The 24,336-nt window shown below is 58.0% G+C and carries 26 protein-coding genes; 17 read left to right on the top strand and 9 right to left on the bottom strand.

Annotated features, from left to right (window positions below):
* Nucleotides 1–208 precede the first annotated feature (208 nt).
* Entirely contained in the window at nucleotides 209–1,180 is a 972-nt protein-coding gene (locus VD17_RS25420; RefSeq protein ID WP_046056223.1) for an AraC family transcriptional regulator, read from the bottom strand.
* Nucleotides 1,181–1,359: 179 nt separating this feature from the next.
* Here VD17_RS25420 and VD17_RS25425 point away from each other — a divergent pair, with 179 nt between their 5' ends.
* On the top strand, nucleotides 1,360–1,629 hold the full coding sequence (locus VD17_RS25425; RefSeq protein ID WP_033060295.1) for a DUF4242 domain-containing protein: 270 nt from the start codon (nucleotides 1,360–1,362) through the stop codon (nucleotides 1,627–1,629).
* A 37-nt stretch (nucleotides 1,630–1,666) separates the two neighbouring features.
* The gene (locus tag VD17_RS25430; protein WP_046056224.1) at nucleotides 1,667–2,479 is read left to right on the top strand and encodes a class I SAM-dependent methyltransferase; all 813 of its coding nucleotides are present in this window, start codon (nucleotides 1,667–1,669) and stop codon (nucleotides 2,477–2,479) included.
* Nucleotides 2,480–2,614: 135 nt separating this feature from the next.
* Here VD17_RS25430 and VD17_RS25435 read toward each other — a convergent pair whose 3' ends face one another.
* Both VD17_RS25435 and VD17_RS25440 read right to left on the bottom strand, forming a co-directional pair.
* Nucleotides 2,615–3,541, bottom strand: coding sequence for a universal stress protein (locus VD17_RS25435; RefSeq protein WP_046056225.1), 927 nt, complete (start codon nucleotides 3,539–3,541; stop codon nucleotides 2,615–2,617).
* 139 nt (nucleotides 3,542–3,680) lie between these two features.
* The gene (locus VD17_RS25440; RefSeq protein ID WP_046056226.1) at nucleotides 3,681–5,306 is read right to left on the bottom strand and encodes a methyl-accepting chemotaxis protein; all 1,626 of its coding nucleotides are present in this window, start codon (nucleotides 5,304–5,306) and stop codon (nucleotides 3,681–3,683) included.
* A gap of 485 nt (nucleotides 5,307–5,791) precedes the next feature.
* On the opposite strand from VD17_RS25440, the gene VD17_RS32735 reads away from it, so the two are divergent.
* On the top strand, nucleotides 5,792–6,298 hold the full coding sequence (locus tag VD17_RS32735; RefSeq protein ID WP_080932069.1) for a hypothetical protein: 507 nt from the start codon (nucleotides 5,792–5,794) through the stop codon (nucleotides 6,296–6,298).
* A gap of 208 nt (nucleotides 6,299–6,506) precedes the next feature.
* On the opposite strand, the gene VD17_RS25450 is transcribed toward VD17_RS32735, so the two are convergent.
* Both VD17_RS25450 and VD17_RS32325 read right to left on the bottom strand, forming a co-directional pair.
* On the bottom strand, nucleotides 6,507–7,154 hold the full coding sequence (locus tag VD17_RS25450) for a helix-turn-helix domain-containing protein (RefSeq protein WP_046056227.1): 648 nt from the start codon (nucleotides 7,152–7,154) through the stop codon (nucleotides 6,507–6,509).
* A complete protein-coding gene (locus VD17_RS32325; RefSeq protein WP_008156931.1) occupies nucleotides 7,151–7,312 on the bottom strand; it encodes a hypothetical protein in 162 nt (53 codons plus the stop codon). The genes VD17_RS25450 and VD17_RS32325 overlap by 4 nt, the downstream gene beginning before the upstream one ends.
* A 293-nt stretch (nucleotides 7,313–7,605) precedes the next feature.
* Here VD17_RS32325 and VD17_RS25455 point away from each other — a divergent pair, with 293 nt between their 5' ends.
* Genes VD17_RS25455 through VD17_RS25480 form a run of 6 tightly spaced genes read left to right on the top strand, consistent with a single transcriptional unit; the run spans nucleotide 7,606 to nucleotide 13,651 of the window.
* Complete coding sequence (locus VD17_RS25455) at nucleotides 7,606–8,694, top strand: AMP-binding protein (protein WP_046056228.1); 1,089 nt, start codon at nucleotides 7,606–7,608, stop codon at nucleotides 8,692–8,694.
* 9 nt (nucleotides 8,695–8,703) lie between these two features.
* Nucleotides 8,704–9,504 (top strand): ABC transporter ATP-binding protein, encoded by an 801-nt coding sequence (locus VD17_RS25460; RefSeq protein WP_046056229.1) that lies wholly within the window; start codon nucleotides 8,704–8,706, stop codon nucleotides 9,502–9,504.
* A gap of 2 nt (nucleotides 9,505–9,506) precedes the next feature.
* Complete coding sequence (locus tag VD17_RS25465) at nucleotides 9,507–10,388, top strand: branched-chain amino acid ABC transporter permease (RefSeq protein ID WP_046056230.1); 882 nt, start codon at nucleotides 9,507–9,509, stop codon at nucleotides 10,386–10,388.
* A 22-nt stretch (nucleotides 10,389–10,410) separates the two neighbouring features.
* On the top strand, nucleotides 10,411–11,478 hold the full coding sequence (locus tag VD17_RS25470) for a branched-chain amino acid ABC transporter permease (protein ID WP_046056231.1): 1,068 nt from the start codon (nucleotides 10,411–10,413) through the stop codon (nucleotides 11,476–11,478).
* 52 nt (nucleotides 11,479–11,530) lie between these two features.
* Nucleotides 11,531–12,862, top strand: a complete 1,332-nt coding sequence (locus tag VD17_RS25475; protein ID WP_046056232.1) for an ABC transporter substrate-binding protein — start codon at nucleotides 11,531–11,533, stop codon at nucleotides 12,860–12,862.
* Between the two features lie 6 nt (nucleotides 12,863–12,868).
* Nucleotides 12,869–13,651, top strand: coding sequence for an ABC transporter ATP-binding protein (locus VD17_RS25480; RefSeq protein ID WP_046056233.1), 783 nt, complete (start codon nucleotides 12,869–12,871; stop codon nucleotides 13,649–13,651).
* Here VD17_RS25480 and VD17_RS25485 read toward each other — a convergent pair.
* The gene (locus VD17_RS25485) at nucleotides 13,648–14,127 is read right to left on the bottom strand and encodes a hypothetical protein (RefSeq protein ID WP_311132811.1); all 480 of its coding nucleotides are present in this window, start codon (nucleotides 14,125–14,127) and stop codon (nucleotides 13,648–13,650) included. The two genes, VD17_RS25480 and VD17_RS25485, sit on opposite strands and share 4 nt — an antisense overlap.
* Before the next feature lie 266 nt (nucleotides 14,128–14,393).
* On the opposite strand from VD17_RS25485, the gene VD17_RS25490 reads away from it, so the two are divergent.
* From VD17_RS25490 to VD17_RS25500, 3 genes are all read left to right on the top strand, one after another.
* On the top strand, nucleotides 14,394–14,603 hold the full coding sequence (locus tag VD17_RS25490) for a hypothetical protein (protein ID WP_033058718.1): 210 nt from the start codon (nucleotides 14,394–14,396) through the stop codon (nucleotides 14,601–14,603).
* 323 nt (nucleotides 14,604–14,926) lie between these two features.
* The gene (locus VD17_RS25495) at nucleotides 14,927–16,081 is read left to right on the top strand and encodes a hypothetical protein (RefSeq protein WP_046056234.1); all 1,155 of its coding nucleotides are present in this window, start codon (nucleotides 14,927–14,929) and stop codon (nucleotides 16,079–16,081) included.
* Between the two features lie 74 nt (nucleotides 16,082–16,155).
* Nucleotides 16,156–17,274, top strand: coding sequence for a glycosyltransferase 61 family protein (locus VD17_RS25500; protein WP_046056235.1), 1,119 nt, complete (start codon nucleotides 16,156–16,158; stop codon nucleotides 17,272–17,274).
* 32 nt (nucleotides 17,275–17,306) lie between these two features.
* On the opposite strand, the gene VD17_RS25505 is transcribed toward VD17_RS25500, so the two are convergent.
* Together VD17_RS25505 and VD17_RS25510 are read right to left on the bottom strand one after the other, a co-directional pair.
* Nucleotides 17,307–18,524: a DUF3422 domain-containing protein gene (locus tag VD17_RS25505; protein ID WP_046056280.1), complete on the bottom strand. Its 1,218-nt coding sequence runs from the start codon at nucleotides 18,522–18,524 to the stop codon at nucleotides 17,307–17,309.
* Nucleotides 18,525–18,647: 123 nt separating this feature from the next.
* Nucleotides 18,648–20,327: a thiamine pyrophosphate-binding protein gene (locus VD17_RS25510; RefSeq protein ID WP_046056236.1), complete on the bottom strand. Its 1,680-nt coding sequence runs from the start codon at nucleotides 20,325–20,327 to the stop codon at nucleotides 18,648–18,650.
* Nucleotides 20,328–20,625: 298 nt separating this feature from the next.
* Between VD17_RS25510 and VD17_RS25515 the strand changes: the two genes are divergently transcribed.
* The 4 genes from VD17_RS25515 (at nucleotide 20,626) to map (ending at nucleotide 23,732) form a co-directional block, all read left to right on the top strand.
* A complete protein-coding gene (locus VD17_RS25515) occupies nucleotides 20,626–21,207 on the top strand; it encodes a TetR/AcrR family transcriptional regulator (RefSeq protein ID WP_046056237.1) in 582 nt (193 codons plus the stop codon).
* 137 nt (nucleotides 21,208–21,344) lie between these two features.
* Nucleotides 21,345–22,595: an MFS transporter gene (locus VD17_RS25520; RefSeq protein WP_046056281.1), complete on the top strand. Its 1,251-nt coding sequence runs from the start codon at nucleotides 21,345–21,347 to the stop codon at nucleotides 22,593–22,595.
* An 82-nt stretch (nucleotides 22,596–22,677) separates the two neighbouring features.
* The gene (locus tag VD17_RS25525; protein ID WP_046056238.1) at nucleotides 22,678–22,944 is read left to right on the top strand and encodes a ParD-like family protein; all 267 of its coding nucleotides are present in this window, start codon (nucleotides 22,678–22,680) and stop codon (nucleotides 22,942–22,944) included.
* Nucleotides 22,941–23,732, top strand: coding sequence for a type I methionyl aminopeptidase (map, locus tag VD17_RS25530; RefSeq protein ID WP_046056239.1), 792 nt, complete (start codon nucleotides 22,941–22,943; stop codon nucleotides 23,730–23,732). The genes VD17_RS25525 and map overlap by 4 nt, the downstream gene beginning before the upstream one ends.
* A gap of 13 nt (nucleotides 23,733–23,745) precedes the next feature.
* Here map and VD17_RS32330 read toward each other — a convergent pair whose 3' ends face one another.
* On the bottom strand, nucleotides 23,746–24,090 hold the full coding sequence (locus tag VD17_RS32330; RefSeq protein ID WP_046056240.1) for a hypothetical protein: 345 nt from the start codon (nucleotides 24,088–24,090) through the stop codon (nucleotides 23,746–23,748).
* On the opposite strand from VD17_RS32330, the gene VD17_RS31855 reads away from it, so the two are divergent.
* The gene (locus VD17_RS31855; protein WP_440130584.1) at nucleotides 24,071–24,316 is read left to right on the top strand and encodes a hypothetical protein; all 246 of its coding nucleotides are present in this window, start codon (nucleotides 24,071–24,073) and stop codon (nucleotides 24,314–24,316) included. The genes VD17_RS32330 and VD17_RS31855 overlap by 20 nt on opposite strands.
* Nucleotides 24,317–24,336: the final 20 nt, after the last annotated feature.

Raw genomic sequence — 24,336 nt, forward strand, 5'->3', positions numbered from 1 at the left:
ACCCCAACCTGCCCCCACCGCTGAACCCTGTAGCAGCTGCGGAGCCTGCGAGGCTGCGTTCGGCTGCGCAGCAGTCGTAAACCCGGCTTGCGTGGTGTTCCTGATGCACCGCGAATTCTGATTTTACGACTGCTTCGCAGCCGAACGCAGCCTCGCAAGCTCGACAGCTGCTACACCGAACGCAGAGTTGCTACGGTTGGTGGTGCGTTCAGGCGTGGGGCCGAGACGTTACCTGATTGCGCCGCCACGCCGCCGGTGGCGCTCCATACTCTCGACGAAACGCCCGACTGAACGCCGTGTCAGTCTGGTAGCCCACCTCTTCGGCAATCCGCATCAACGAGCTGTTACTGCTGCGTAACAGGTTGGCCGCCAGTAGCATCCGCCATTGCGTCAGGTACTGCATCGGCGAACTTCCTACCAGTTGCTGGAAGCGCTCCGCCAACACCGACCTTGAAGTGCCGGCAGTGCGCGCCAGTTCATCCAGCGTCCAGGCGTGACACGGTTTTTTGTGCAACGCGTTGAGGGCGGCGCCGACAATCCGGTCGCTCACACCCGCCAACCAACCGGTGCGACCTTCGCCCTGTTCGTGCATGTACAGGCGCAGCACTTCGATGAACAGCACCTCGGCCAGTTTCGCCAGCACACCTTCGCCGCCGGGGCGGGGCGAACGCGCTTCGGCGAGCGCATAACGGACCGACGATTCCAGCCAGATACCGGCATTCGAGCCGCGCACATTGACTCGGACCACCGCCGGCAACCCGGTCAGCAACATGCCGGCCAGACGGGTATCGCACGCCAGATAGCCGCACACCAACCGTGTTACCGCGCCGCCACCGCCATAGCTCAATTGCCGTGGACGGCGCGCCAGCACCACATCCAGCCGCGCCCCGGTGGCAGGTGCGAGCCCGGGTTGAGAGCTCATGCGATGGGCATCCCCCTGAGGGAAAACCACCACATCGCCGGCCGTCAGCAGGAGCGGGGGATCATCACCCAGTTCGACATAACACTCGCCTTCGGTGATTAAGTGGAAGATCACCACGCGTTCGGCGCCGGGCTCCAGAAACGGCGCCGCCGTGTCAGCGCTGGGCGATTGGTAGCACCAGGGGGCAGTGAACCTGGCATTGATGAAAATCGCGCCGACCAGGCGGACGACGCGCAGCGTCTGGGACAGGGCGTCCATGGGTTTTTCCGTGCGGGCGGATTCTTTCGATTGTGAGCCTGTGGCTGCAAACCGTGAAATCTCCGGACGATCGGGCAGGGTTGGCCGACGATCGGGCAGGACGCCAGCGTTGCCCGGCGCGATAGTTGGCACACAGGGTCTGCCGACCCTGTCATCAATAACAAGAATGAGAGGTTGCCATGCCTAAGTTCGTTATAGAACGCGAGATTCCGGGTGCTGGAACACTGTCAGAAAGGGATTTGAAAGCGGCTTCGCAAAAGTCCTGCAGGACGTTGCGCGACTTGCCAGAGGTGCAGTGGCAGCAGAGTTATGTCACCGGTGACAAGCTCTACTGCGTGTACATCGCGCCCAACGAAGAGTTGATCAAGGAACACGCCAGGCAGAGCGGTTTCCCGGCCAACCGCATTTCCCAGGTCACGGCCATCATCGATCCCACCACGGCCGAATAAGCCGGGTTGCATTCCAGCCCGCAACGGAGCGGAATTCATGAGTACACCCATTGATCTTACTGCCTTGAAAAACCGTCAGATGGCCTCTTGGGCCAGTGGCGACTATGCCGTGATCGGCACCACTTTGCAGATCGTCGGTGAGCAGCTCGCCGAGGCCTGCGACCTGCTTTGCGATGAACTTGTGCTCGACGTGGCCGCCGGCAACGGTAACGCGACGCTCGCCGCTGCGCGCCGTGGTTGCCACGTCACCTCCACTGACTACGTGGCCGCACTGCTGGAACGCGGCGAAGACCGGGCCAGGGCAGAGCGTCTGGAAGTCACGTTTCAAGTGGCCGACGCTGAAGCCTTGCCGTTCGAGGATGCGAGCTTCGATGCCGTGCTTTCGACTTTCGGGGTGATGTTTACACCAGACCAGCCCAAGGCTGCCGCGGAACTGGCGCGGGTCTGTCGTCCCGGAGGGCGGATCGGCCTGGCGAACTGGACGCCCGAAGGGTTTGTCGGTCAGATGTTCAAGACCCTCGGCCGCCACCTGCCGCCACCGCCTGGCGCTCAACCGCCTTCGCAGTGGGGCACCGAAGCCTGGCTGCACACGCAGTTCGACGAACGTGATTTTCTGCTCCAGGTGACGCGCAGGACCTTCAACTTCCGTTACCGCTCGGCGGCGCATTTCATCAATACGTTCCGCACCTGGTACGGCCCGGTCCACAAAGCCTTTGCGGCGCTGCCTCCTGAAAGCGCCCAAGCGCTGGAAAACGACCTGACCGAACTGATCAACCGCATGAACAGAGCGGGAGAGAAATCGCTGGTGGTGCCCAGTGAATACCTGGAAGTAGTCATCACCCGGCGCTGAACTGCCAACACAAAACCCCTGTGGGAGCGAGCTTGCTCGCGATGAGGGACTTTCAGTCAACATTGATGTTGACTGAAAGTCCGCCATCGCGAGCAAGCTCGCTCCCACAGGGTTTTGTAGTGGCCGGTAGATCAATCACTCATCCAGCCGCTCGGTGTACACCACCCAAACACTGCACGGCATTTTGTACAGCAGATGCTCCACCGTACTGCCGATCAGCCGGCCCACGCCGCGATGACCAATCCGGCCCATGACAATCACGTCAACGTCATAGGCATCGACATAGCGGGTGAGGACCTTGGCCGGGTTGCCCATGATCATGTGCCGCTGCTCCGGCGCGATGCCGTTGCGCTCGGCCAAATCGTTGAAGGCATCCTCCTGGTAATCGAACACGGTCCTGGCCTTGCCCGACGAGAAAAACGCCGACCCGTTGTCGAAGCCGAATTCGTCGGCGCTGATGGATGAAAGGTCATAGGCGTAGACCACATCGAGCTCGGCATTACAGGCGCTCGCCAGTTTCGCCGCCTCGTGAAGGATCCGGTCGTTGAAGGTTTTGTAATGGTCATCGCGATGAAAGGGGTCGACCGCCGCGACGATCTTTCGCGGCAAGGCGTGCACGGCGTGGCTGACGAAATGCAGCGGCACCGGGCATTCGCGCAGCAAATGCACATCGAGCGGGGTAAACATCAGCCGCGACAGCAGCGATTCGTGCTCCAGCGCCTTGATCAGTACGTCCATCGGCTGCTCTTTGAGGTGAATCAGGATTTCCTCCAAGGGGCGTTCGACCCACGCCACTTCGGTGGTGACGTGGACCCCGATTTTGCGCAAGGGGCGGGCCTGTTCCTCAAGCCATTGGCGGTGGCGCTCGACGTAGCCCACGCGCATCTGTGCCAGAGCCTTTTCGTTGACCAGACTGGCGGTTGCCAAGCCTTCCAGATAATCGAAGGCGACGATGTGCAGCGCGGCGTCTTCGGCCTTGGCCAGTGCGGCGGCCCTGTCGAAAGCGGGGCTGTGTTCCATCAGCGGTGATGCAACCAGCATGAAGCGGGATTGACCAGACATGACGAACCTCCCGTGGATTAGCCGCCCGACGTGCGGCTCGTGCGTCGTACACCCAGTCTCTAAGTATTGACCATGATCAACCTCCCGTCCGTAAACGGGTGCAGTCTGAGGTTCGTGCTGCAGGTCCTTCCTGGATCATTTAGAAACTGAACCGCTGCAGAATAACGCCCAGTCCGTCGGACATCGCCTTGAGTTCCTGGGTGGTTCGCACGATCCCGCTTTGGGCGGCGGCGTTTTCTTCCACGCTTTGCGCCACTCTTTCGACGTTGCAGGCGACTTGCTCACTGGCGGCGCGCTGTTCCTGCAACGACAACGAAATGAAGCTGACGGCCGCAAGGGATTCGTCCAGTGCACCCTTGATCCTGCTCATGGAATCGCCTGCGCTTTCGACCAGTTTCTGGCCATGGGTCACGCGCTCGCAGCCTGCGGCCATGCTGTCTTTGGCTTTGACCATGCCGTTTTGGATGGCATTGACCAAGGCAACGATTTCCGTGGTGGATTGCGCTGTGCGGGCGGCCAGGCTGCGCACTTCATCGGCGACCACGGCGAAGCCACGACCTTGCTCGCCCGCGCGTGCCGCTTCGATGGCGGCATTGAGGGCCAGGAGATTGGTCTGTTCGGCGATGCCTCGAATTACCCCGACAATCAGGCTGATGTCGTTCGACTGAATCGCCAGTTGATCGATGTCCGATGAGCTCTGTGCAACCAGGTCGGCAATCTGTCCCATTTCCTGGATGGAGGCTTGCATCACCGCCATGCCTTCGCCAGTGATTTCGCCTGCCTTCTGCGCAGTGCTCTGGGCCTGTCGAGCATTGTCGGCGATGTGAGTGATGCTCACGGAAAGCTCTTCGACCGTGGCCGCCATGGAGGAGGCGGTCTCGCTTTGCAATGCGGCGCTGCTCAATCCCTGTTCGGAGGACGCAGACAATTGCAGCGTGGCTCCCTCGATCTGCTCGGAGGCCTGGCTGATCTTGCCAATCATGTCGCTCAGGCTGTGGCGCATGGTCTGGACGGAGTGCAGAACGCCGGTCGACGGCTGTTGCTGATCAAGCTGCGTTGCGGCCAGTTTTCCCTCGGCGATGTTCGAGCTGATGGCGGCCAGTTCTGCGGGTTCTGCGCCGAGCTGGCGGCCCAACAGCCTGGAGAAAAAGAACGTATAGGCGACGCCCGCGATCAGCGCCAATACCAGAATCAGCAGACTGGTTCTGAGGTTGGCGGTGTAGGCGATCTGGTTATGTTCGAACTGGTTCTTGGCTTCCACCAGTTGAACCTCGATCAGTTCGGAAAATTTGTCTGACAAGGGGTCAATCAGCGGATACAACTGCTCGGTCGCGAAACGTGCAAGACCCGCGTCGTCGTTCTGGCGCAGCATGCCCTGCAAGTTTTGCAATGGCCCGCGGGTGGCTTCCATCAGTGGGTTGATCTGCACGATCAGGCGCGTTTCTGCCGGAATCAGTTGCGTTGATTTATACGCTTGCCACGTCTGGTCGATCTCTCGCTGGGCCTGCTCGATCCGACTCAGTGACTCAGCTTTGGTGAAGTTGCCATTGCGCGCCTTGTGGGTGGCATCGACGATGTTCACGGCGTACAGGTCGGCGATTTTTTTCAAGTCCCGCAAGGGCACGACTCGATCGAGATAGACGGTCTCCAGGCTGCGTACCGCCGATTGCATACCAAAGAGTCCAAGTCCGCCGACACACAACAATCCGAGCAGTAACGCACTGGTGAGTAGAAGCAGATGAGTTCTGATTTTCCAGCTTTCCATAGTCCGTAATTCCTAGATCATTCTATTCAGGTGGGCAATCGAGAGGGCAGAGTCTGTGACTTCAGTGCGCAGTGAAGGCACATTGGCATCATGTTCTGTATGGACGAAAAAAGCCGCTGCGTTACCGGCGTGTATTTACGAATTTGCGACGTTCGATCATTGCCAGGATTCTGCCGAGTCACTGACATTGAGCCGCTGAACTGAAAAAACCGGATCCTGTTTAGATCGATTATTTCTTTCGGTTATTTATATAGCTGTTGTTTGCATATCCATTACCTATAAAGCCGCGTCATGGCTGTGCAGGTATTCGTGATAACAGCGGCTTGTTCGTTGTAGCAGCCATTGTTGCCCTGAAGGCCGCACTAGGGCGGTTTCAGCATCCAATTTTGCTGCTCGGTCATCATCTTGTCGCCTCTGCGTCAGTCCTTAGAATCGGCTCCATCAGCTTCGTCCAACTATTTAATGATTCAAGGAGCAACACCAAGATGAATGCCATGCCCATGCAAATGCCGATGAACACCACCCTGCCAATGATGCCGATGATGGGCATGCCGATGATGATGGCGACCATGACCTGCGAAATGATGGACGACGGCATGATGTGCAAGATGATGCCGGCGGCGGGCATGGACATGGCCATGTTCAAGAACAGCGCTGAAATGATGCAGATGATGATGAACTGCGGCATGCCGATGATGATGCATTGCGGCAACATGAGCATGATGTGTATGTCCCAGGCGAGCATGGCCATGCCGATGATGAGCACCATGATGCCAATGCCGATGATGGGCATGCCGATGCCATCGATGAAGTGCGTGATGGAATGCACGTTGATGGCCGACTGCATGATGTGCAAAATCATGCCGATGGCGGGCATGAACATGGACATGATGAAAAACTGCTGCACCCTGATGATGAAAATGATGAACGACTGCAGCATGCCGATGATGATGAGCTGCAATGGCATGCCGCTGATGTGCTGCACCTGCTGATCCCTGAAGCATAAAAAAGCCCCCGCGGTCATACAGCCGCGGGGGCTTTTGCATTCCAGCAAACACCACAGATCCCCGTGAAGAAGAGATCCCTGTGGGAGCGAGCTTGCTCGCGATAGCGGTGTGTCAGTCAATGAATATGTTGAATGTTAAGCCGCTATCGTCGGAACGCCGCCCGGAGCAAGCTCGCTCCCACAGGGGATGTGGTTCAGTCCAGGCGTTCCGGGTACGTCACCACCAGATAGGCCACCGCCTCACTGTCGGCCGGGTTGCGGTAGCGGTGGGGCTGGTCGGCATAGAACAGGATCGAGTCTCCGGTGGAGAGCAAGTAGCGTTCATCGTTGACACTGATTTCCAGCACGCCCTGCGACACCACCAGGTTTTCCTGCACGCCGGGGCCATGGCCCTCGGAGACGTCTTCGCCTAGCGGGCTCAGGCGCAGTTCGTAAAACTCCGATTGGCGCGCTACGTCGAACGGGAACAGCGCGCGGCTGACAAAGGCGCCGCTGGCACTGACCAGGCGTTTGCTCTGGCTGGCCGACAGCACCGCCACGCCTTCGAAGGCCCGGTGCTCAAGAAACGCGGCCACCGACACCTTCAAGCCCTTGGCAATTTTGCACAGCACCTTGATCGACGGCACGCTGCGCCCGGATTCGATCTGCGCCAGCATGGCCCGGCTGACACCACACTGTCGGGCGAGGGCGTCGAGGGACAGATGACGCTTGCCGCGCAGACGTTGCAGGTTCTGTGCGACCCGTTCGCAGATCGGGTCTTCTCCCAGTGGTTGCAGGTTATTCAAATCCAGCACGGGCTCGTCGGCGCTCGCCAGAAAGCGCGAGGGTTGCTGCGCGTTCATGCGTGACGCGTCTCGGTGGCTTTAGCGGCTTGCACCCACTGAAAAGCCTGTAAACCTGCATTGCGTGCATACATTTCCCACATGGCCCGCGCCCGTTGCTGAGCCTGTTTGCGTTTGCGGTAGCTGGCGAAGTCGATGAGGTTGTCAGTCGGATTCATGGGGCACTTCACTGTGGTGATGAATGACGGGATGAGCTGAGAGTACGCGGATATTTTTATAACGATAAATACTGATTTTGTATTTATTAATGCCTTTTGGTTCTTATTAAAGCGACGTATCCACTCAAGTGAACGCAAGTGTTGGTGAGGCAACAGGGTTTAGGCAGGCTGTGCTCAAGCGATACAGGGGGCTGGATCGATAGCTTCATTTAACACATTGATAAATAAGTAATTAGTGGCTGGCACGGAGGCTGCAATGGCTGTTGGCAAACAGCACTCCGAAGGATGGCCACATGACCCATACATTGCCCCAGGCCCTGTTGCTACAAGCCGAAACCCGAGGTTCGGCGATCGCCCTGCGCTACAAACGCCTGGGCATCTGGCACGTCCGCAGCTGGCGCGAACTGGCAGAGGATGTCAGGCGACTCGCCGCTGCTTTACATCAATGCGGATTCAGTCGCGGCGATGACTTGCTGATCATCAGCCAGGCACGGTCCGAAGCGTTGTTGCTGGCACTGGCCGCGCAGTGGCTGGGTGGCAGCGTCACGCTGCTGGACCCGGATCTCGACAATCGACTGCTGTTGACCCGACTGAAACCGGCCTTTGTGTTGGCCGAAGCCTTGGACGCCGTGCAGCAGGTACGCAGTATCGATACACCGCCACGGGTGTTGCTGTTCCTGGACGGGCGTGGACTGAACACGGCCGAAGATCGCGGACTGAATGCTTATGCCGAGTTGTCCGTTGGCGTAACGACGCACGCACCCACGCCGGTCAGTGATTCGGCGGCCACGGCGTTTGTTTTCCATCCCGCCAATGGTCAGCCCCAACACTTGAGCCATGGTCAGTTGCTGGAGGGCGCACGCAAATTGGTGGCGCGAGAGTCGCTGAGCGCCAGCGAAGAAGCGCTGGCGGCCCGGGTGTTTGCCGCCAGCGGTCAGGCGCGTTACTTGCTGGCGCCGTGGCTGAGCGCCGGCTTCTGCCTGAACTTCCCTGAGGCCCTGGCCACACGCGACACCGATCGCCGGGAGCTCGGGCCGACGCTGGTGCTGGGTACCCGCGAATCCTATGCCCGCCTTGAGTTCTGGACCCGGGAGCGCCTGCCGTTGCCAGGCACCTTCAGTCATCGTGTGTACCGCTGGGCGATGGTGCCGGAGGTGAACAGTGTTCGCCGCTGGCTCGCTCACTGGCTGATCCGCCGACCGTTGCTTGACGTGCTGGGCATGAGCCGCCTGCGCGTACCGTTGTTGGTCGGGCCAGCGCTGAGCCCAGAGAGCGCCGAGTTCTTTGGTGCCCTGGGCATCCGCCCAGGCAACTGGCAGGAGCCATCCACCCCTCGGGCACTGGTCGATGCGCCAGCCCACCTGATTTCTCAATCCGTCTGACGAGCCCCCATGAGCGCAATCACTGAATCCGTATTACTGCGGCTCGATGACATCTCCCTGTCGTTCAAGGGCGTCAAGGCCATTACGTCCATCAGCTTCGCTGTGAAGACCGGGGAAATCTGCGCGCTGATCGGCCCCAATGGCGCGGGCAAGAGTTCGCTGCTGAATGTGATCAATGGCGTCTACCAGGCCCAGAGCGGCAGCGTCAGCTACGCCGGGCAGACGCGTCGACGCATGCGTCCGCACCAGGCTGCCGAGCGAGGCATTGCGCGGACCTTTCAAAACATCGCGTTGTTCAAGGGCATGAGCGTGCTCGACAACGTGCTGACCGGTCGCAACCTCAAACGGCGCAGCAGCTGGGTCGAGCAGATGCTGCGCCTGGGACGTGCCCCTCGCGAGGACGACGAGCAGCGCCGCCACGCCGAAAAGGTCATCGAGTTTCTGCGCATCCATCCCTGGCGCCATGTACTGGTGGGCAAGTTGCCGTATGGATTGCAGAAGCGTGTCGAACTGGCCCGAGCCCTGGCCGCAGAACCTGAGTTGTTGCTGCTGGATGAACCGATGGCCGGCATGAACGCGCAAGAGAAGGGTGAGATGAGCCAGTTCATCCGTGACATCAACCGTGAGTTCGGCACCACCGTTGTGCTGATCGAGCACGACATCGGTGTGGTCATGGGGCTGTGCGATCACGTGGTGGTGCTCGATTACGGTCGCAAAATTGGCGATGGCACCCCTGAGCAAGTGCGCGCCAACCCCGACGTGATCGCGGCCTATCTGGGCACGCGGCGCACCCGCACGGAGCGCCACTGAGCATGGAATTTTTCTTTGAAGTACTGATTGGCGGGCTGCTGGCCGGCGTCATGTATTCCTTGGTGGCCATCGGTTTTGTGCTGATCTACAAGGCCTCCGGTGTGTTCAATTTCGCCCAGGGCGCGATGGTGCTGTTCGCCGCGCTGACCTTTGTCAGCCTGCTCGAACGCGGCTTTCCATTCGTTTGGGCTTTTATCGCCACCCTGGCGAGCATGGTGGTGTTGGCGTTGCTGGTCGAGAAAATGGTCCTGCGGCCCTTGGTCAATCGCCCGCCGATCATCCTGTTCATGGCCACCCTCGGGCTGTCGTACATGATCGAAGGCCTTGCGCAGTTTCTTTGGGGGGCTCAGGTCCACGGCCTGGAATTGGGCATTGCCGATGAGCCACTGGAAATCCGCGGCATGTTGCTCTCGCAATTCGACCTGTTCGCCGCGGGCACCGCTGCCACCCTGGTGATTGCATTGTCGCTGTTGTTCAACAAGACCCGGGTCGGTTTGTCTTTGCGGGCGGTGGCCGATGATCCGCTGGCCTCCCTGGCGGTAGGCATTCGCCTGCCACGAATCTGGGCGCTGGTGTGGGCGGTGGCGGGTTTCGTCGGGCTGGTCGCGGGGCTGCTCTGGGGCGCTCGTCTTGGGGTTCAGTTTTCCCTGTCGCTGGTGGTGCTCAAGGCGTTGCCAGTGCTGATCATCGGCGGCTTCTCCTCGATGGGTGGCGCCATTGTCGGCGGGCTGATCATCGGCGCGGCGGAAAAACTCGCCGAGATTTACCTCGGCCCGATCATCGGCAGCGGGATCGAAAACTGGGTGCCTTACGTCCTTGCGTTGCTGTTCCTGTTGGTGCGGCCTGCCGGGTTATTCGGCGAGCGGGCAATCGAGCGGGTCTGATTTTCTTTCAAGGAATACTTCCATGCTGTATCGAGAAGCCGGTCAACTGAGCACCACCTACGCGGCGCAGCGGCGCACATTTCGCTTGCGCCAGGACCGCGTGGGTCTGTGGCTGCTATTGGGCTTTGCGTTCTTCGCGGTGCCTTTGCTCGGCAATGACTATTGGTTCAGCGCGATTCTGGTGCCGCTGCTGGTGCTGTCGCTGGCGGGGTTGGGTCTGAACCTGCTGACCGGCTATGCCGGACAACTCTCACTGGGTTCGGCGGCGTTCATGGCGGTGGGAGCGTTTGCGGCCTACAACCTGCAATTGCGAGTGCCGGGGTTGCCGTTGCTGGTGAGTTTTGCCCTGGGCGGGGTGATCGCCGCGCTGGTGGCCGTGCTCTTCGGTTTGCCGAGCCTGCGGATCAAAGGTTTTTACCTGTTGGTGGCGACCCTGGCCGCGCAGTTCGTTGTCGAGTGGGTGCTGACCCGGTTCAGCTGGTTTACCAACGACAATGCCTCTGGGGTCATCACCTCGCCACCGCTGCTGATCGCCGGGCTGGATTTCAGTTCGCCCCGTGGTCGTTACCTGTTGACCCTGGCCGTGGTGGTGGCGCTGTTCTGGCTGGGCAAGAACCTGGTGCGCAGCGAGTTGGGGCGCAACTGGATGGCAGTGCGCGACATGGACACGGCCGCGGCGGTGATCGGCATTCGTCTGTTCAAAGCCAAGCTGCTGGCGTTTGCCATCAGCGGCTTCTACCTCGGTGTTGCCGGTTCGCTGTGGGCGTTCGCCTATTTGGGCACGGTGGAGCCCCACGGCTTCGATCTCAGCCGCTCATTCCAGGTGTTGTTCATCATCATTATCGGCGGCCTGGGCAGTGTGCTCGGCAACTTTCTGGGCGCTGCGTTCATCGTGCTGTTCCCGATTCTGTTGGCCAATGTCTTTGGGCTTTTGCCCTCGGGGCTGATTGATTCCGGGCAGTTGGAAAACATTCAGAAAATGCTTTTCGGCGCGCTGATCATCGCCTTCCTGATCAAGGAACCCGAAGGACTGGCGCGGCTCTGGCAGCGTTTTCGTCAACGGGCGCGGGTCTGGCCGTTGCGTTATTGACTCCTTTTATCCCTGACAAAACACCATCGATCTCACACGAGGAACTGCCCTTATGACTCACCGTAAACCGCTGCGCCGCCTGGCATTGGGCCTGGCCTTGCTGACTGCCGGGCTCAGTGCCGGCGTCCAGGCTGCCAACGAACAGTACTTTCCCTTGCAGAGCTATCGGGTCGGCCCGTACGCCGCCGGTGGCACCGGCTTCTTCGGCGGGTTTATCGATTACCTGCAATACGTCAACGCCAAGGGCGGGGTCAACGGGGTCAAGTTGACCTGGAGCGAATGCGAAACCGAGTACGTGGTGGAGAAGGGCGTCGAATGCTACGAGCGCCTTAAAGGTGGCCTCAACGGTGCGCCGGCGGCCGCGACCAATCCGCTGTCGGTGGGCATTGCCTACGCGACACTGGATCGTTCGACGGCCGACAAACTGCCGCTGATCACCATCAATCATGGCCGCACCGATTCCACCGATGGCAGCGTCTTCCCTTACGTGTTCCCGTTGCAGCTCAACCCGTATTCGGAAGTTTCGGCAATCATCAATTACATCGGCCAGCGCGAGGGCGGGGCTGACAAGCTCAAAGGCAAGAAAATCGCCGTGCTCTACCACGGCTCGCCGTATGGCAAGGAAACCAACGGCGTACTTGAAGCCCTGGCGAAAAACGCCGGTTTCGAGCTGACCCTTCTGGAAGTGCCGCACCCCGGCAACGAGCAACAATCGCAGTGGCTGAATATCCGTCGCCTCAAGCCTGACTGGGTGATCCTGCGCGGCTGGGGAGTGATGAACCCAGTGGCGCTGAAGTCGGCGCAAAAGGTCGGTTACCCGGCGGATCACATCATCGGCAATATCTGGAGTAACTCGGAAGAAGACGTGGTCCCGGCCGGTGCTGCCGCCAAAGGGTTCATCTCGATCACCACCCACCCTTCGGGCACTGATTTCCCGGTGCTGCAAGGCATCAAGCAAAACGTGGTGGACGCCGGCAAAGGCAACCTGGCCGATCCGAAGCGCTTCGGCACCGTGTACTACAACCTCGGCGTGGTGAACGGCATTCTCAACGTCGAGGCCCTGCGCCTGGCACAGGAAAAGTATGGCGATAAACCACTGACCGGTGAGCAAGTGCGCTGGGGCTTCGAGCACCTGAACCTCGACGATGCGCGTTTGCAGGCCTTGGGCGCCAAAGGATTGGTGCAGCCATTGAAGCTGTCGTGTGCCGACCATGAAGGCGGCGGCGCCGTGCGCTTTCAGCAATGGGATGGCCAGCGCTGGAACCTGATCAGCGACTGGGTCCAGGCTGATCGCGCCTTGTTGCGGCCGATCATCGAAGCCTCCGCCGCCCAATACGCCAAGGAAAAAGGCATCACCCCGCGCAACTGCAGCCAGGAGCAATAAGGTCCGATGAGCCAGAGCCTACAAGCCGACCCGCCATTGCTGAGCGTGGAGCAGGTCGAAGTTTTCTACGAACAGTCGATTCTCGCCTTGCGCGGCGTCACGCTGCAGGTCGGCAAGGGGCAAATGGTGGCCCTGCTCGGGGCCAACGGGGCGGGCAAGAGTACGACGCTCAAGGCGATTTCCAGCCTGGTGCGGGCCGAACGTGGTGAAGTGGTCAAGGGCCGAATTGTCTATCAGGGGCAAGTGATCACCGATGCCGACCCTGCCAGCCTGGTGCTGGCGGGGCTGGCCCAGGTGCTTGAAGGGCGGCATTGCTTCACCCACCTGAGCGTCGAACAGAATCTGCTGATCGGCGGATTTGTCGGGCGGCCGTCACGCAAGGTGCTGAATCAGCGTCTGGAGCGCATCTACGATTACTTCCCGCGTTTGCGCCTGCTGCGCAAGCGCCTGACTGGCTACACCTCCGGTGGGGAACAGCAAATGGTCGCCATCGGCCGGGCACTGATGTCCGAGCCGCGTCTGTTACTGCTGGATGAACCGTCCATGGGCCTGGCGCCGCAGGTGGTCGAGGAGATTTTCGAGATTCTCGCCCGGCTCAACCGCGAGGAGGGTTTGAGCCTGTTGGTGGCCGAGCAAAACATCAACATCGCCCTGGATTACGCTCAGTACGCATTTGTGCTGGAGAACGGCCGGGTGGTGGATGAAGGTTCGGCGGCCGGGTTGGCTGCGCGCGAGGATATTCAGAACTATTACTTGGGGGCCGTGGGGCAGGGCACTGTTGAACACTAACTGCACATGACGCTAACGGCCTTCGCGGCGCGTCGCAGTTCTAGTTTAACGTCGACCGGTATCCGCTGTTTCACGAGTCGTTGCTCGAGGAATGTCTGATCGCCTCGGGTATCAACCTGAGCGTCGATAGCCGCATCCTCTGCTTCTATGGTGGCCGCGTGAGCCTCTATGACCGAGTCGACTTCTGCGTCGTTCCTGGCGGCGTCGAGCGCACCAATGAGTGTCGCCACTTCGTCTTCTTCAGCCTTGCCATAGGCTTCTACAGACAGTCCGGCAGCCAATGCCCGCGCCCGGATCTCCACACCTTTGAGCGTCTGCTTGGCCTGTCCGCACAGCATTTCGTGTTTTTGGCTTTCGACGATTTTCCATTGGAAAAATCCATACATCATCGTGCCGAAAATCGCTACGGTGATACCACCGATCAGGATCCGTTTCATGGCTACAGAACGTCCGGGGATTGAGAGTTCGGTGGACATCGCTTCGTTCTCTATTCGAGGAAATGAAAGCGTAGCACCGGAACCGGCTCAGCTCCGCCCAAAGTCAATGCAACTGTAAATGCAAATACACATGCATTGGCGAGGGAGAGAACGGCGTGTCTTCAAAATTATGCCCTCGGCGATCAGCTTGGGCAACGAAACGTACCGGCGGTCAGACTGCCTGAATTTTTCCCTCCTGGCGGTACTCCACCGTCCGAGGAGCAGTCGCTCCTTAATGGCGGTGTAATCCGCCGGGGGAACACGTAATGCCATCGGTCGAAGACTTCAGAATCCAGTCTCACGCTTTCCTGATCGAGCTGGACGCCGCAACGATGGGCATGATGACGCTGGTTTCTTCCAAATGTGTTTCAGGACCCGAATGGGAAGAGGCAACCAAACGGCATCACGATGCTTACGAGATTTGGAATGCCTTCCTTAATGTCTCTACTTCAAGCACTGAGTTAGTCACTCCGTAAATTATGTTGGGCGCTGACTAAGGACGATTGTGCGGGGGACATGCCACGTCAGTTAACAGGGGCGCGACCAGGGGGTCGATCGACAATGCCATACTGACGACGCTTCTACTGAGTCTGGAATAAAAATTGGCGTCATGAAATAGACGACTGGCGCCCCCCTATGTCGCTTGCAAAGTCGCTACCTTGATCTTTACTAGTCACTGAACGTGAGAGCGCTCCTCATAAAATATATCTTTTATATCAAGGCTTAAGCACGCCTTTTGAAGTTCCGCCTTGATCTTTTTCTGATCCACCAAAAATAAAGCTCAAAGGATGACGAAGAAATGAAAAAGAACGTGGCGGAAGTTATTCGCAAACTCATATCGCCTTCAATGCGATATGAAATAAGAAACGCTTCAAACTGGTTACGAGATATTTTTGGACGTGCGTGTTTCTGGCGCTGGGAAATTGCCAGGTTCAGAGCGCAGAACGAAAGTCCTTACGAAATTCTCTATATCGGAAGGAAAAAGAAGCGGGAGATGGCCAAGCTTCTCATAAGGGGAAAGTCCCAAGGTGATTCCCCTATGGTCGACGGTGAACCGGGACCTGGCGCGTCGAGTCATGTGGTAGGGGTCAGTGAAATGCCGACCTCAGGGGCCTTGTCTGTACCCTTGTATCTGAGTGCCGTGGTACCGCTGGGGCGATCCATCGAGGAGATCACCACAAAATACGATAGCGAATTGCGTCGAAATATACGCAAGAACCGACCGCGCTACCGAATGGTCCGGACGCTGTTGGATGAAGACATTGAAATGGCAGACAGGGAAATGCTTCGACCTTATGCCACGGCAAGGCAAGGCATCCACGCTGCGCAATTTGCCACGCAGGAGGTTTTCAGGATCGCCAAGACTGTCGGCCGGCTCGACCTGATCATGCTGGAAGACGAGGTTGTTGCATGCCACCTTGGCTGCGTAATAACCCGGGGCGGAAAGCGCTACTGGAGCACGCTACGTTTCGGATATACCGAGGCGATATTTTCAGATGCCAAAAAACTGCGTGAAGTGAACTCGATTACCACCTTCATGGCACTTGAATGGGCAATAGAGAATGGCTTCGATTATTACGACATCGGTCTTTGCCTGGCGCGACCAGATGACGGACTTCTGAAATGGAAAAGAAGGCGTGGCGGCGATATTGATTCCCTGGGAAACCACGCTTATATGTTTGTGCGGCTGCCCAAGACAGGGGCAGCCAAATTCCTCTGGGACACGCCGCTATTCGCTGTCGAAGGAAAGGAAATGACCCTTCACCTTGGCTTGCCGGACGGGCTAAGCGATGAGGAGGTCGCCAGCCGTTACCATGAAATGGTATTTGGCGGACTGCACAAGATTTATCTGTATTGCGCCAAGAGTTCGGGCGAACAGTTTCTCGAAACCTTGCGTAGTCGCTACGCCAGTTTGCAGACCCCACCCATTATGAAAAGGATTGCATCCAGCTGAGCAATGTCCACGACTGAAATAAGCAGAGCGCTTCGCGTCTGGCTATTGACCCTGTCCCGCAGGGAGGACTCTTCATGGAAAGTGATGTCTCGCCAATAAGCACGTCGACCACTGGCAATCGAAAAAAATGGACCCTTGCCGCCTACCGGTATATGGCAAGAAAAAGATTCGCACGAAACGCGGAGATCAACTTGAAAAGCCTGGCGGCGAAAACCTGGAATGTTGCTCCGGGTGGGACATCGTATTCTCCGCCTGCATTCTTTCTGCCCAATCAAATGGACCGTGTCACAGGATGGGAGGCGAAGCGCTTTTATCCTTTCGAGCATCCCGCTCGCACAATGGAAGGGCTGGGCAACGTAGTACAAGCTCCGACACGTGGCTACCTGATCAAGGATGTCTGGCTGATCGATGGAGCGCTCTACAAGAACAATGCAAGTCACTGGTTGTCTCTCAAGCCTGGTTTGTTTCCGCGAATTCACGTGGAAAACGAGATCGAGCGCGGGGCCGCCTACTGCACGCAAAATGGAAACACATGGTTTGGCACATGGTTGATGGAAGATTGCCCGACCTATTCATTGGCATGCGACGAAGGCGTCCCGGTAACTACCGCGCCATCTGCCAGATTTCCTCTATTTACCCAGGCCCCCGCCTATGAGGACTGGTTTGATATGAAACCGCTTCGCCTGCACAGTGCGTTTTTTCATGAGCTCGTGCTGTTCGACGATGTGAGCAACAATCAAAGCAGGCACTTACGTTTCCGTGCCATGGGTGAAAAGCTGCTGTCGCACGTGAGCTATGACACTCACCCTGGCGTGTTCATTCTGCGGGGTGGCGACGGTGACTTGCGTTTATTGCGCAATGAAATTGAGCTCGCTGAACATCTGCGCAAGACCAGAGGGTTTCGCATCATCAATCCTTTGAAAACCGATGTTCCGACGATAGTGGCGACGTGCGCCGGGGCGCGGACCGTGGTGGGGGTCGAAGGGAGCCAGCTTGTACATGGTGTCAATGTACTGCCGCAGGGTGGTTCGTTGTTGGTACTGCAGCCACCGAATCGTTTCGTCAGCTACTTCAAGTACCTGACGGATCGCGACAACCAGAATTTTGGCTTTGTGGTTGGAACGCCAGAGGGCGATGGCTTCACAATCGACATTCAAGAGGTTGAGCGCACACTGGACATGCTCCCATCCTGATGGGTGATGGCGCCTCCCAGCGATTCACCGTATCAGTGCTCTTTGACTTTCTTGATGCGGAAAATAATCAGCGCAAGGATGGCGATCGCGAGGGGCGTCATCGCCAGCATGGCATCCCGTGGGGCCACCTCGGCGCCGAGCAGGTGCAACCCTGAGTAGCCAAGCTTGAGCAGGTTCAGCAGGTAGTAAGTAATGGCGATAATCGACAGACCTTCGACGGCGCGCTGGATCTTGATCTGGGCGTCGGCGCGGGCGTTCAGGCTTTTGAGAATTTCCGAGTTCTGCTCTTCCATTTCCACCTGAACCCGGGCTTGCAACAGGTCGCCCAGGTTGGCCACGCTTTTCGCCAAGTGCTCCAGGCGTTGTTCGGTGGCGGTGCAGTACCTGACGGTGGGTTTGAAGCGGCGTTCGATGAACACCCCGAGGCGCTGGCAATCGCCGACGTGACTTTCCCGCAATTCGCCCAGGCGTTCGTACACGAGTTGCGCATAGGCCTGGGTGGCACTGAAGCGGTGGCGGGTTTTCGCGGTACTGCTGACCACTTGGGCTGACAGGTTGGAGATGTCCGCCAGCAGGGCTTTCGCGTTGCCGCTGTCAGCGTCGGCGTTACGCTCGGAGAGGGTGACCAAGGTCTTGTCAAAGACATCGAGTTGCGCGCTCAAGGTCTTGGCCATGGTCAACGACAGCGAGGCCATCATGCGGTAGGTCTCGATTTCCAGCAGACGGCGGATCATCCGCCCTTGGCGGTAAGCGTTGAGGCGTCGGTTGATGAACAGGATGTGGTTGTTGCCATCCTCGCTGAGACGAAAATCGCTCCAGACCACCGCATCGCCACCGCCCACGCAGGAACCGCACGGGTCCTTGAAGCCGTAGCCAGCGAGGTCAAGGCCGGCTTCGCCACGCACGACGATCTGCACCGAGTTGATCAGCTGCGGCAAATGCGCTTCGACCTTCTGCGCCAGCGCCTCGGGCAGCGATGTCCAGGACAAGTCATCGCAGGATGACGTGACCACCAGGGTCAGGGTGAAGAACTCGGCGTGGCGTTCCCATTTCAGGGCGTGGCCATCGAGTTGGGTGATGCCCTGGGCGGCATGAGGATCGATGGGAGCAGGACAGCAGCGCTCCAGCAGCGCATTGCACTCCGGTTCTCCGCCAAGGAAGGCCAGATGAAACACATGGGCCGGTTCGTCGAAATACAGTGACGGACGCGCGTGCAGTTCGTTGTGCAGGGTTTGTCTTTGCGGATGCATGCTGTTCAGGCCATTGATCGACTGCTGTTGTAGGTGGGACAGGTCGATGAACTGATGAGTCACACGCTCAAAAAAAGGCGCCTTGTAAATCGTGAGTCAGGCGCCAAAAACGGTAGAAACGGGTTACTTCTTGCTTGATTGCTCTCTGATCTGAGTCAGGCTGAGTCGAGGGGTCAATGCTTCAGGGTCGACTCTGACCTCAATCAAGGATGGCCGGGACATTTCGAGGCAGCGTTCAAACGCTGGCGCAAATTCCGACGTGGCGGTGACCACCTCGCCATGCAGTCCATAGGCTTGGGCGAGTGCGGCGAAATCCGGATTGAGCAATTCAGTGCCTGACACGCGTCCAGGGTAATTGCGTTCCTGGTGCATCCTGATGGTTCCGTACATTCCGTTGTTGATCACAACGAAAATCACATTGGCCCCATATTGCGCTGCAGTCGCTATCTCCTGGCCGTTCATCAAGAAACAGCCATCCCCTGAAAACGAAACCACCACTCGGTCCGGGCACGTCAGTTTGGCGGCCACCGCCGCAGGAACGCCGTAGCCCATGGAGCCATTGGTAGGGCCTAACTGAGTGCGGTACTGGCGGAACTGATAGAAGCGTTGAAGCCAGACGGCATAGTTTCCGGCGCCATTGGTCAGGATCGCGTCGTCTGGAAGACTGCGATTCAACCATTCAATGATTTCGGCCATTTGCACATCGCCAGGGGAGGGCGAGTGTTGCAGATTGTCGCGGTAGTTTTTGTTGAGGGTGCGCGTCCATTCACTCTTTACCTGGCTGATCACCGCTGGAAGCGTTGCGGCTGATTTGGCAAAGGTCGACATGCTGCTGTTAATCGCTAACGCAGGTTGGTAAACCCGTCCCAATTCCTCGATGCCTTGGTGAACATGGATCAAGGTTTGCTTCGGCACCGGGATGTCCAAGGCCGCATATCCACCCGTTGAAACCTCACCCATTCTGGAACCCACGACCAACAGCAGGTCTGCGTTTTTTACCGCTGAGGACAACTGCGCTGACGCGGCGAAACCAAGATCGCCGACATAGTTCGGGTGTCGATTGTCGAACAGGTCCTGGCAGCGAAAGGAGGCGGCAACCGGGATATTTTGCTGTTCAGCAAAAAGCCGGATGTCGTGCACTGACTCGGTGTCCCAACCGCTGCCACCCAGCACCATCAATGGCCGCTCTGATCGCTCAAGCAGTTGCTGCATGGCGGCCATTTGCTCGGCTGCCGGGGTCATCAATACGCGTTTGAACGGCCCGGCGTCACTGACTTCCGCCATTTCGGTCAGCATGTCTTCCGGCAGTGCGACCACTACAGGCCCAGGCCTGCCATTGACCGCTCGATGGAACGCCTGGCTGATCAGTTCGGGAATTCTGCGGGTGTCGTCTATTTGCACGACCCATTTCGCCAAGGGGCCAAACATCTGGCGAAAATCAACTTCCTGAAAGGCCTCGCGATACTGCTGATCGCGAGCGACCTGGCCAATGAACAGAATCATCGGCGATGAATCCTGGAACGCTGTGTGAACGCCAACCGAGGCGTTCGTTGCTCCCGGGCCTCGGGTCACGAAGCAGATGCCTGGCTCTCCAGTGAGCTTGCCGTAGGCTTCTGCCATATAGGCCGCCCCACCTTCCTGGCGGCACACCACCAGATCGATTTCTTCTTGCACGTCATGCAATGCATCGAGAACCGCGAGGTAGCTTTCTCCCGGAACACAAAAAGCTCTTTTGACGCCATGGATGCGTAAGGCATCCACCAATATCTGACCTCCGCTACGACGAGAAATGGTTTTATTCATTGTTATCTCCTGAGTCGAATGGTGCGGTGTGAAAGGGTGAATCGCTCTCTTTCTGACAGGTACTGACTCGATCAATTGGAAGAACAACGGCTAACGTCTGCGCCACGAATTCTGAGCATCATCGAGCAGGGGGACAAACGATGATTGCTCAGCACTTCATTCCCTCAGCTATTGAAGTCGGGCTTCAAGTCGCCAGGTTTCCCGGTGAGACAGAGTAGGTGGATGACTCATACCCTCCTTGACGGGCGAAAAAGAACTCCGTACCTTTCTGGAACGATCATTCCAGAGAAGTAATCAGATGCGTCCCAAGGAATTTGAGCAAGACGAAATTGTCGACGCTGCCATGCAGGTTTTTTGGCAACTCGGCTATTGCGCCACGTCGATACAGCATCTGGTTGACGGTACCGGATTGTCTCGAAGCAGCCTCTACAACGCCTTTGAGAACAAGCATGGATTATACGAGCATGCACTGCGCCGGTATCACGACCTGACTGCCACGAACGTAGCGCTGCTCCAGGAGTCTGGATCGGTCAAAGGACTGATCCAGCAATTGCTGATGAGGATCGTGAATGATGAGCTCAGCGATACCGGGCAACGTGGCTGCCTTGTCGCCAATGCCACACTGGAACTGGCCGGCCAGGACGAGTCCGTTGCCGAGTTGGTTTCGCGTAACTTCCTGCGTCTGGAGAAAGCGTTGGAGCGCGCGCTCATCCGTGCCCAGGCAGAAGGAGAAATCGCCATGCATAAGAACCCTCGAGCGCTCGCACGTTTTATCGTGAACACGATTCAGGGCCTGCGGGTATTGAGTAAAGGCAGTGCTCTCCAGAATCGTCGGCAACGCTTGCTGGATGTGGTTGATGTCGCGCTGGATTCGTTATAGCGCAACGATTGTTTGGACGTCGCGAACGCGATGCCTGGCATCGGCCAGGATTTTTTTGTCCAGTACTGGAACGATCATTCCAGGTGGCCGATCAGGAAACAGAAAATGAAGTCTTTATCAGGGATACCAGGATGACCATGCACCGCGACAATGGATTGATAACAACAAGGCTCGACGAAACATCTTCTGCGCAAAAACTGCCTGTGTGGAGATTGTTGGCATTTACGATGGCTGGCTTCATCACCATCATGACGGAAACCATGCCAGCCGGCCTGCTGCCCCTGATCGGGCAGGGGCTGGGCGTCTCGCAGGCCATGGCGGGTCAGTTGATTACGCTGTATGCCCTGGGTTCGGTGATGGCGGCGATTCCGGTCGTTGCTGCTACGCGAAAATGGCGCAGGAGGCCGTTGTTCCTGATGGCGATCGGCGGGTTGCTGGTCTTCAACACCGTGACGGCATTGTCCTCCCACTATGTACTGACCCTGGTCGCGCGCTTCATCGCCGGAATGGCGGCGGGCGTGATATGGGGACTGTTGGCCGGTTATGCACGCCGCATGGTGCCTCATGATTTGCAGGGACGGGCCTTGGCGGTGGTCGGTATCGGTCAACCCGTTGCGTTGTGTCTCGGTGTGCCCCTGGGCACTTGGCTGGGTGCTCTGTTTGATTGGCGTGGCGTGTTCTGGATCATGTCAGCCCTCGCGTCACTGCTGTTCGTGTGGGTGCGATTTGGCGTACCTGACTACGCCGGACAAACTGAAGGTCAGCGTCAGCCGATCCGCAGCATTCTTCTGACTCCAGGGCTGCGTTCGATACTCTTTGTGATTTTCGTTTGGATACTTGCGCATAACATCCTTTATACCTACATAGCGCCATTCCTGGTTTCCGTCGGACTTGGCCAGCGAATAGACCTTGTGCTTCTACTTTTTGGTGTCGCCTCTATCGTCGGCATCGCAGTCACTGGAATGTGGGTGGATCGCGGGTTGCGCGCGCTGACGCTTCTGAGTCTGGCGGTCTTCGCGATGGCGGCGCTGGTGTTGGGAATGGCAAGCACCTCGCCCGGCCTTGTGCTCCTGAGCATTGCAATCTGGGGGCTGACGTTCGGTGGGGCGCCAACACTGCTACAGACGGCCATTGCCGATACCGCTGGTGACGGCGCCGATGTCGCGCAGTCGATGCTGGTCACCATTTTCAATCTGGCAGTGGCAGCGGGTGGCATTGTTGGTGGGTTGTTGCTGGAGAAGGAGGGACCCAGTTCTTTTCCCCCAACGCTGCTGATTTTGGCGCTGCTCGGTCTGGTCGTCGTTTGGCAAGCCAGGGATGTTGGCTTCAAGGCTGGCCATCGAGCAAATTCGCTCGGATCTCTTACACAGGAAGCCGGAAAAATCTGAGTCACTGCAAGTCGTGAAATTGCAATTTCACACGACTACCGACTAATATACGATCCATATACATTTCATATTGGATTGGGCAGTGGGTATCGTAAAAATTTCAGAAGCCATGCACGAGAATCTGCGCGTCGCCAGCGATGGGTTGAGTCGCTCGATCAACGCACAAGCCGAGCACTGGATGCGCATCGGGATGCTTGCGGAGTTATATCCCGACCTGGACCACAGCGACATCTGCCGCTTGCTGATTCGTGCCGAACTGGCTGGCGGCCTCGATGTAAAACAGCTGTGCGCACTCGCCGATTTTTCGCAAAGCGCCCAGGTTGATGCAGCATCAGGAGCCAAGCAATGAAGGCCAATGTCAGGCTCAATACCCCGGCAGAAATAGCCATGTCTCGTGCTGCGGGCACGCTGGCCGCCGAGGTCCTGGCCATGATTGCTCCGCATGTCAAAGCGGGGGTCACCACCGACGAACTCGATCGTCTCTGTCACGACTACATCGTCAACGTGCAGAAAGCCATTCCGGGGAATGTCGGCTATCACGGCTTCCCGAAAACCGTGTGTGCATCGGTCAACCAGGTGGTCTGCCATGGCATTCCTTCGGCCACGCCACTAAAGGATGGCGACATCGTGAATATCGACATTGCCGTTATCAAGGAGGGTTGGTACGGCGACACCAGCCGCATGTACTTCGTGGGTGATCCCAGCCCGGATGCCCGACGCCTGGCAGAGACGACCTATGAAGCGATGTGCGCAGGTATTCGCGTCGTCCGCCCCGGCGCTACGCTGGGTGACATTGGCCACGCCATTCAGAAGGTGGCCGAAAGAGACGGATTCAGCGTCGTGCGCGAATACTGCGGTCATGGTATCGGCAAGATTTATCACGATGAGCCGCAGGTCCTTCACTACGGCTACCCAGGCCAGGGCCTGAAACTGAAAGCCGGCATGATCTTCACCATTGAACCCATGTTGAATGCTGGCAAACGCCATGTGAAAACGCTGGCTGATGGCTGGACCGTGGTCACCAAGGACCACTCACTCTCGGCTCAGTGGGAACATATGGTTGCAGTCACTGACGACGGCTTCGAGGTTCTGACCCGTTGGCCCGACAGTGTCGATGGGTATCCCGCCATCGTTTAGGCGCTTGTGTCCATCACACGCCGCTTCTGATCATCGGCGCGTATAGATCACCATCAGAATGGCCCCTTGTACCGAGCCCGCACTGTGTGCCGCGTCGGGGGCACGGCAACAGTAGTCGCCGACGTTCAGCGTTCGATCCCGTGACAATCCCGACCAGCAACGCCGCCTGCACCGACCAGATGGCGATCATCTTCGACACTTGGGTCTGGATCGGCGCCTTCAGCCCTGGCAAGTCGATGTCATAAACGCTGCCATACCAGTGCGGAATCCAATACGTAAAGGGCGCCATTAACGCGGCTCGTGAGGAGTTCGGGCTCAAACCGGGCAACGACATTTCAATCGTCGGTTTCGATGACATTGCCCTGGCCTCCTGGCCGGTCTTTTCGCTGACCACTTACGTTCAACCTGTTGGCGATATGGTGAGTCGCGCGGTCGGCATCATTTGCGCGCAATTGGAGAACCCTGATACGCCTGCGATTCAAGAGGTTCTGCGAGGCCAGTTACTTGTCCGCAAAAGTTCGAAAATCCCTGAGTCCGGCGTGAAACAGGGACCTGATTGCCTTGTGTGGCAACCGCTCGAATAGTCATCAACCGTCAAGGCCAA

The sequence above is a fragment of the Pseudomonas fluorescens genome, from assembly GCF_000968015.1.
GTDB classification, from domain to species: Bacteria; Pseudomonadota; Gammaproteobacteria; order Pseudomonadales; family Pseudomonadaceae; genus Aquipseudomonas; species Aquipseudomonas fluorescens_W.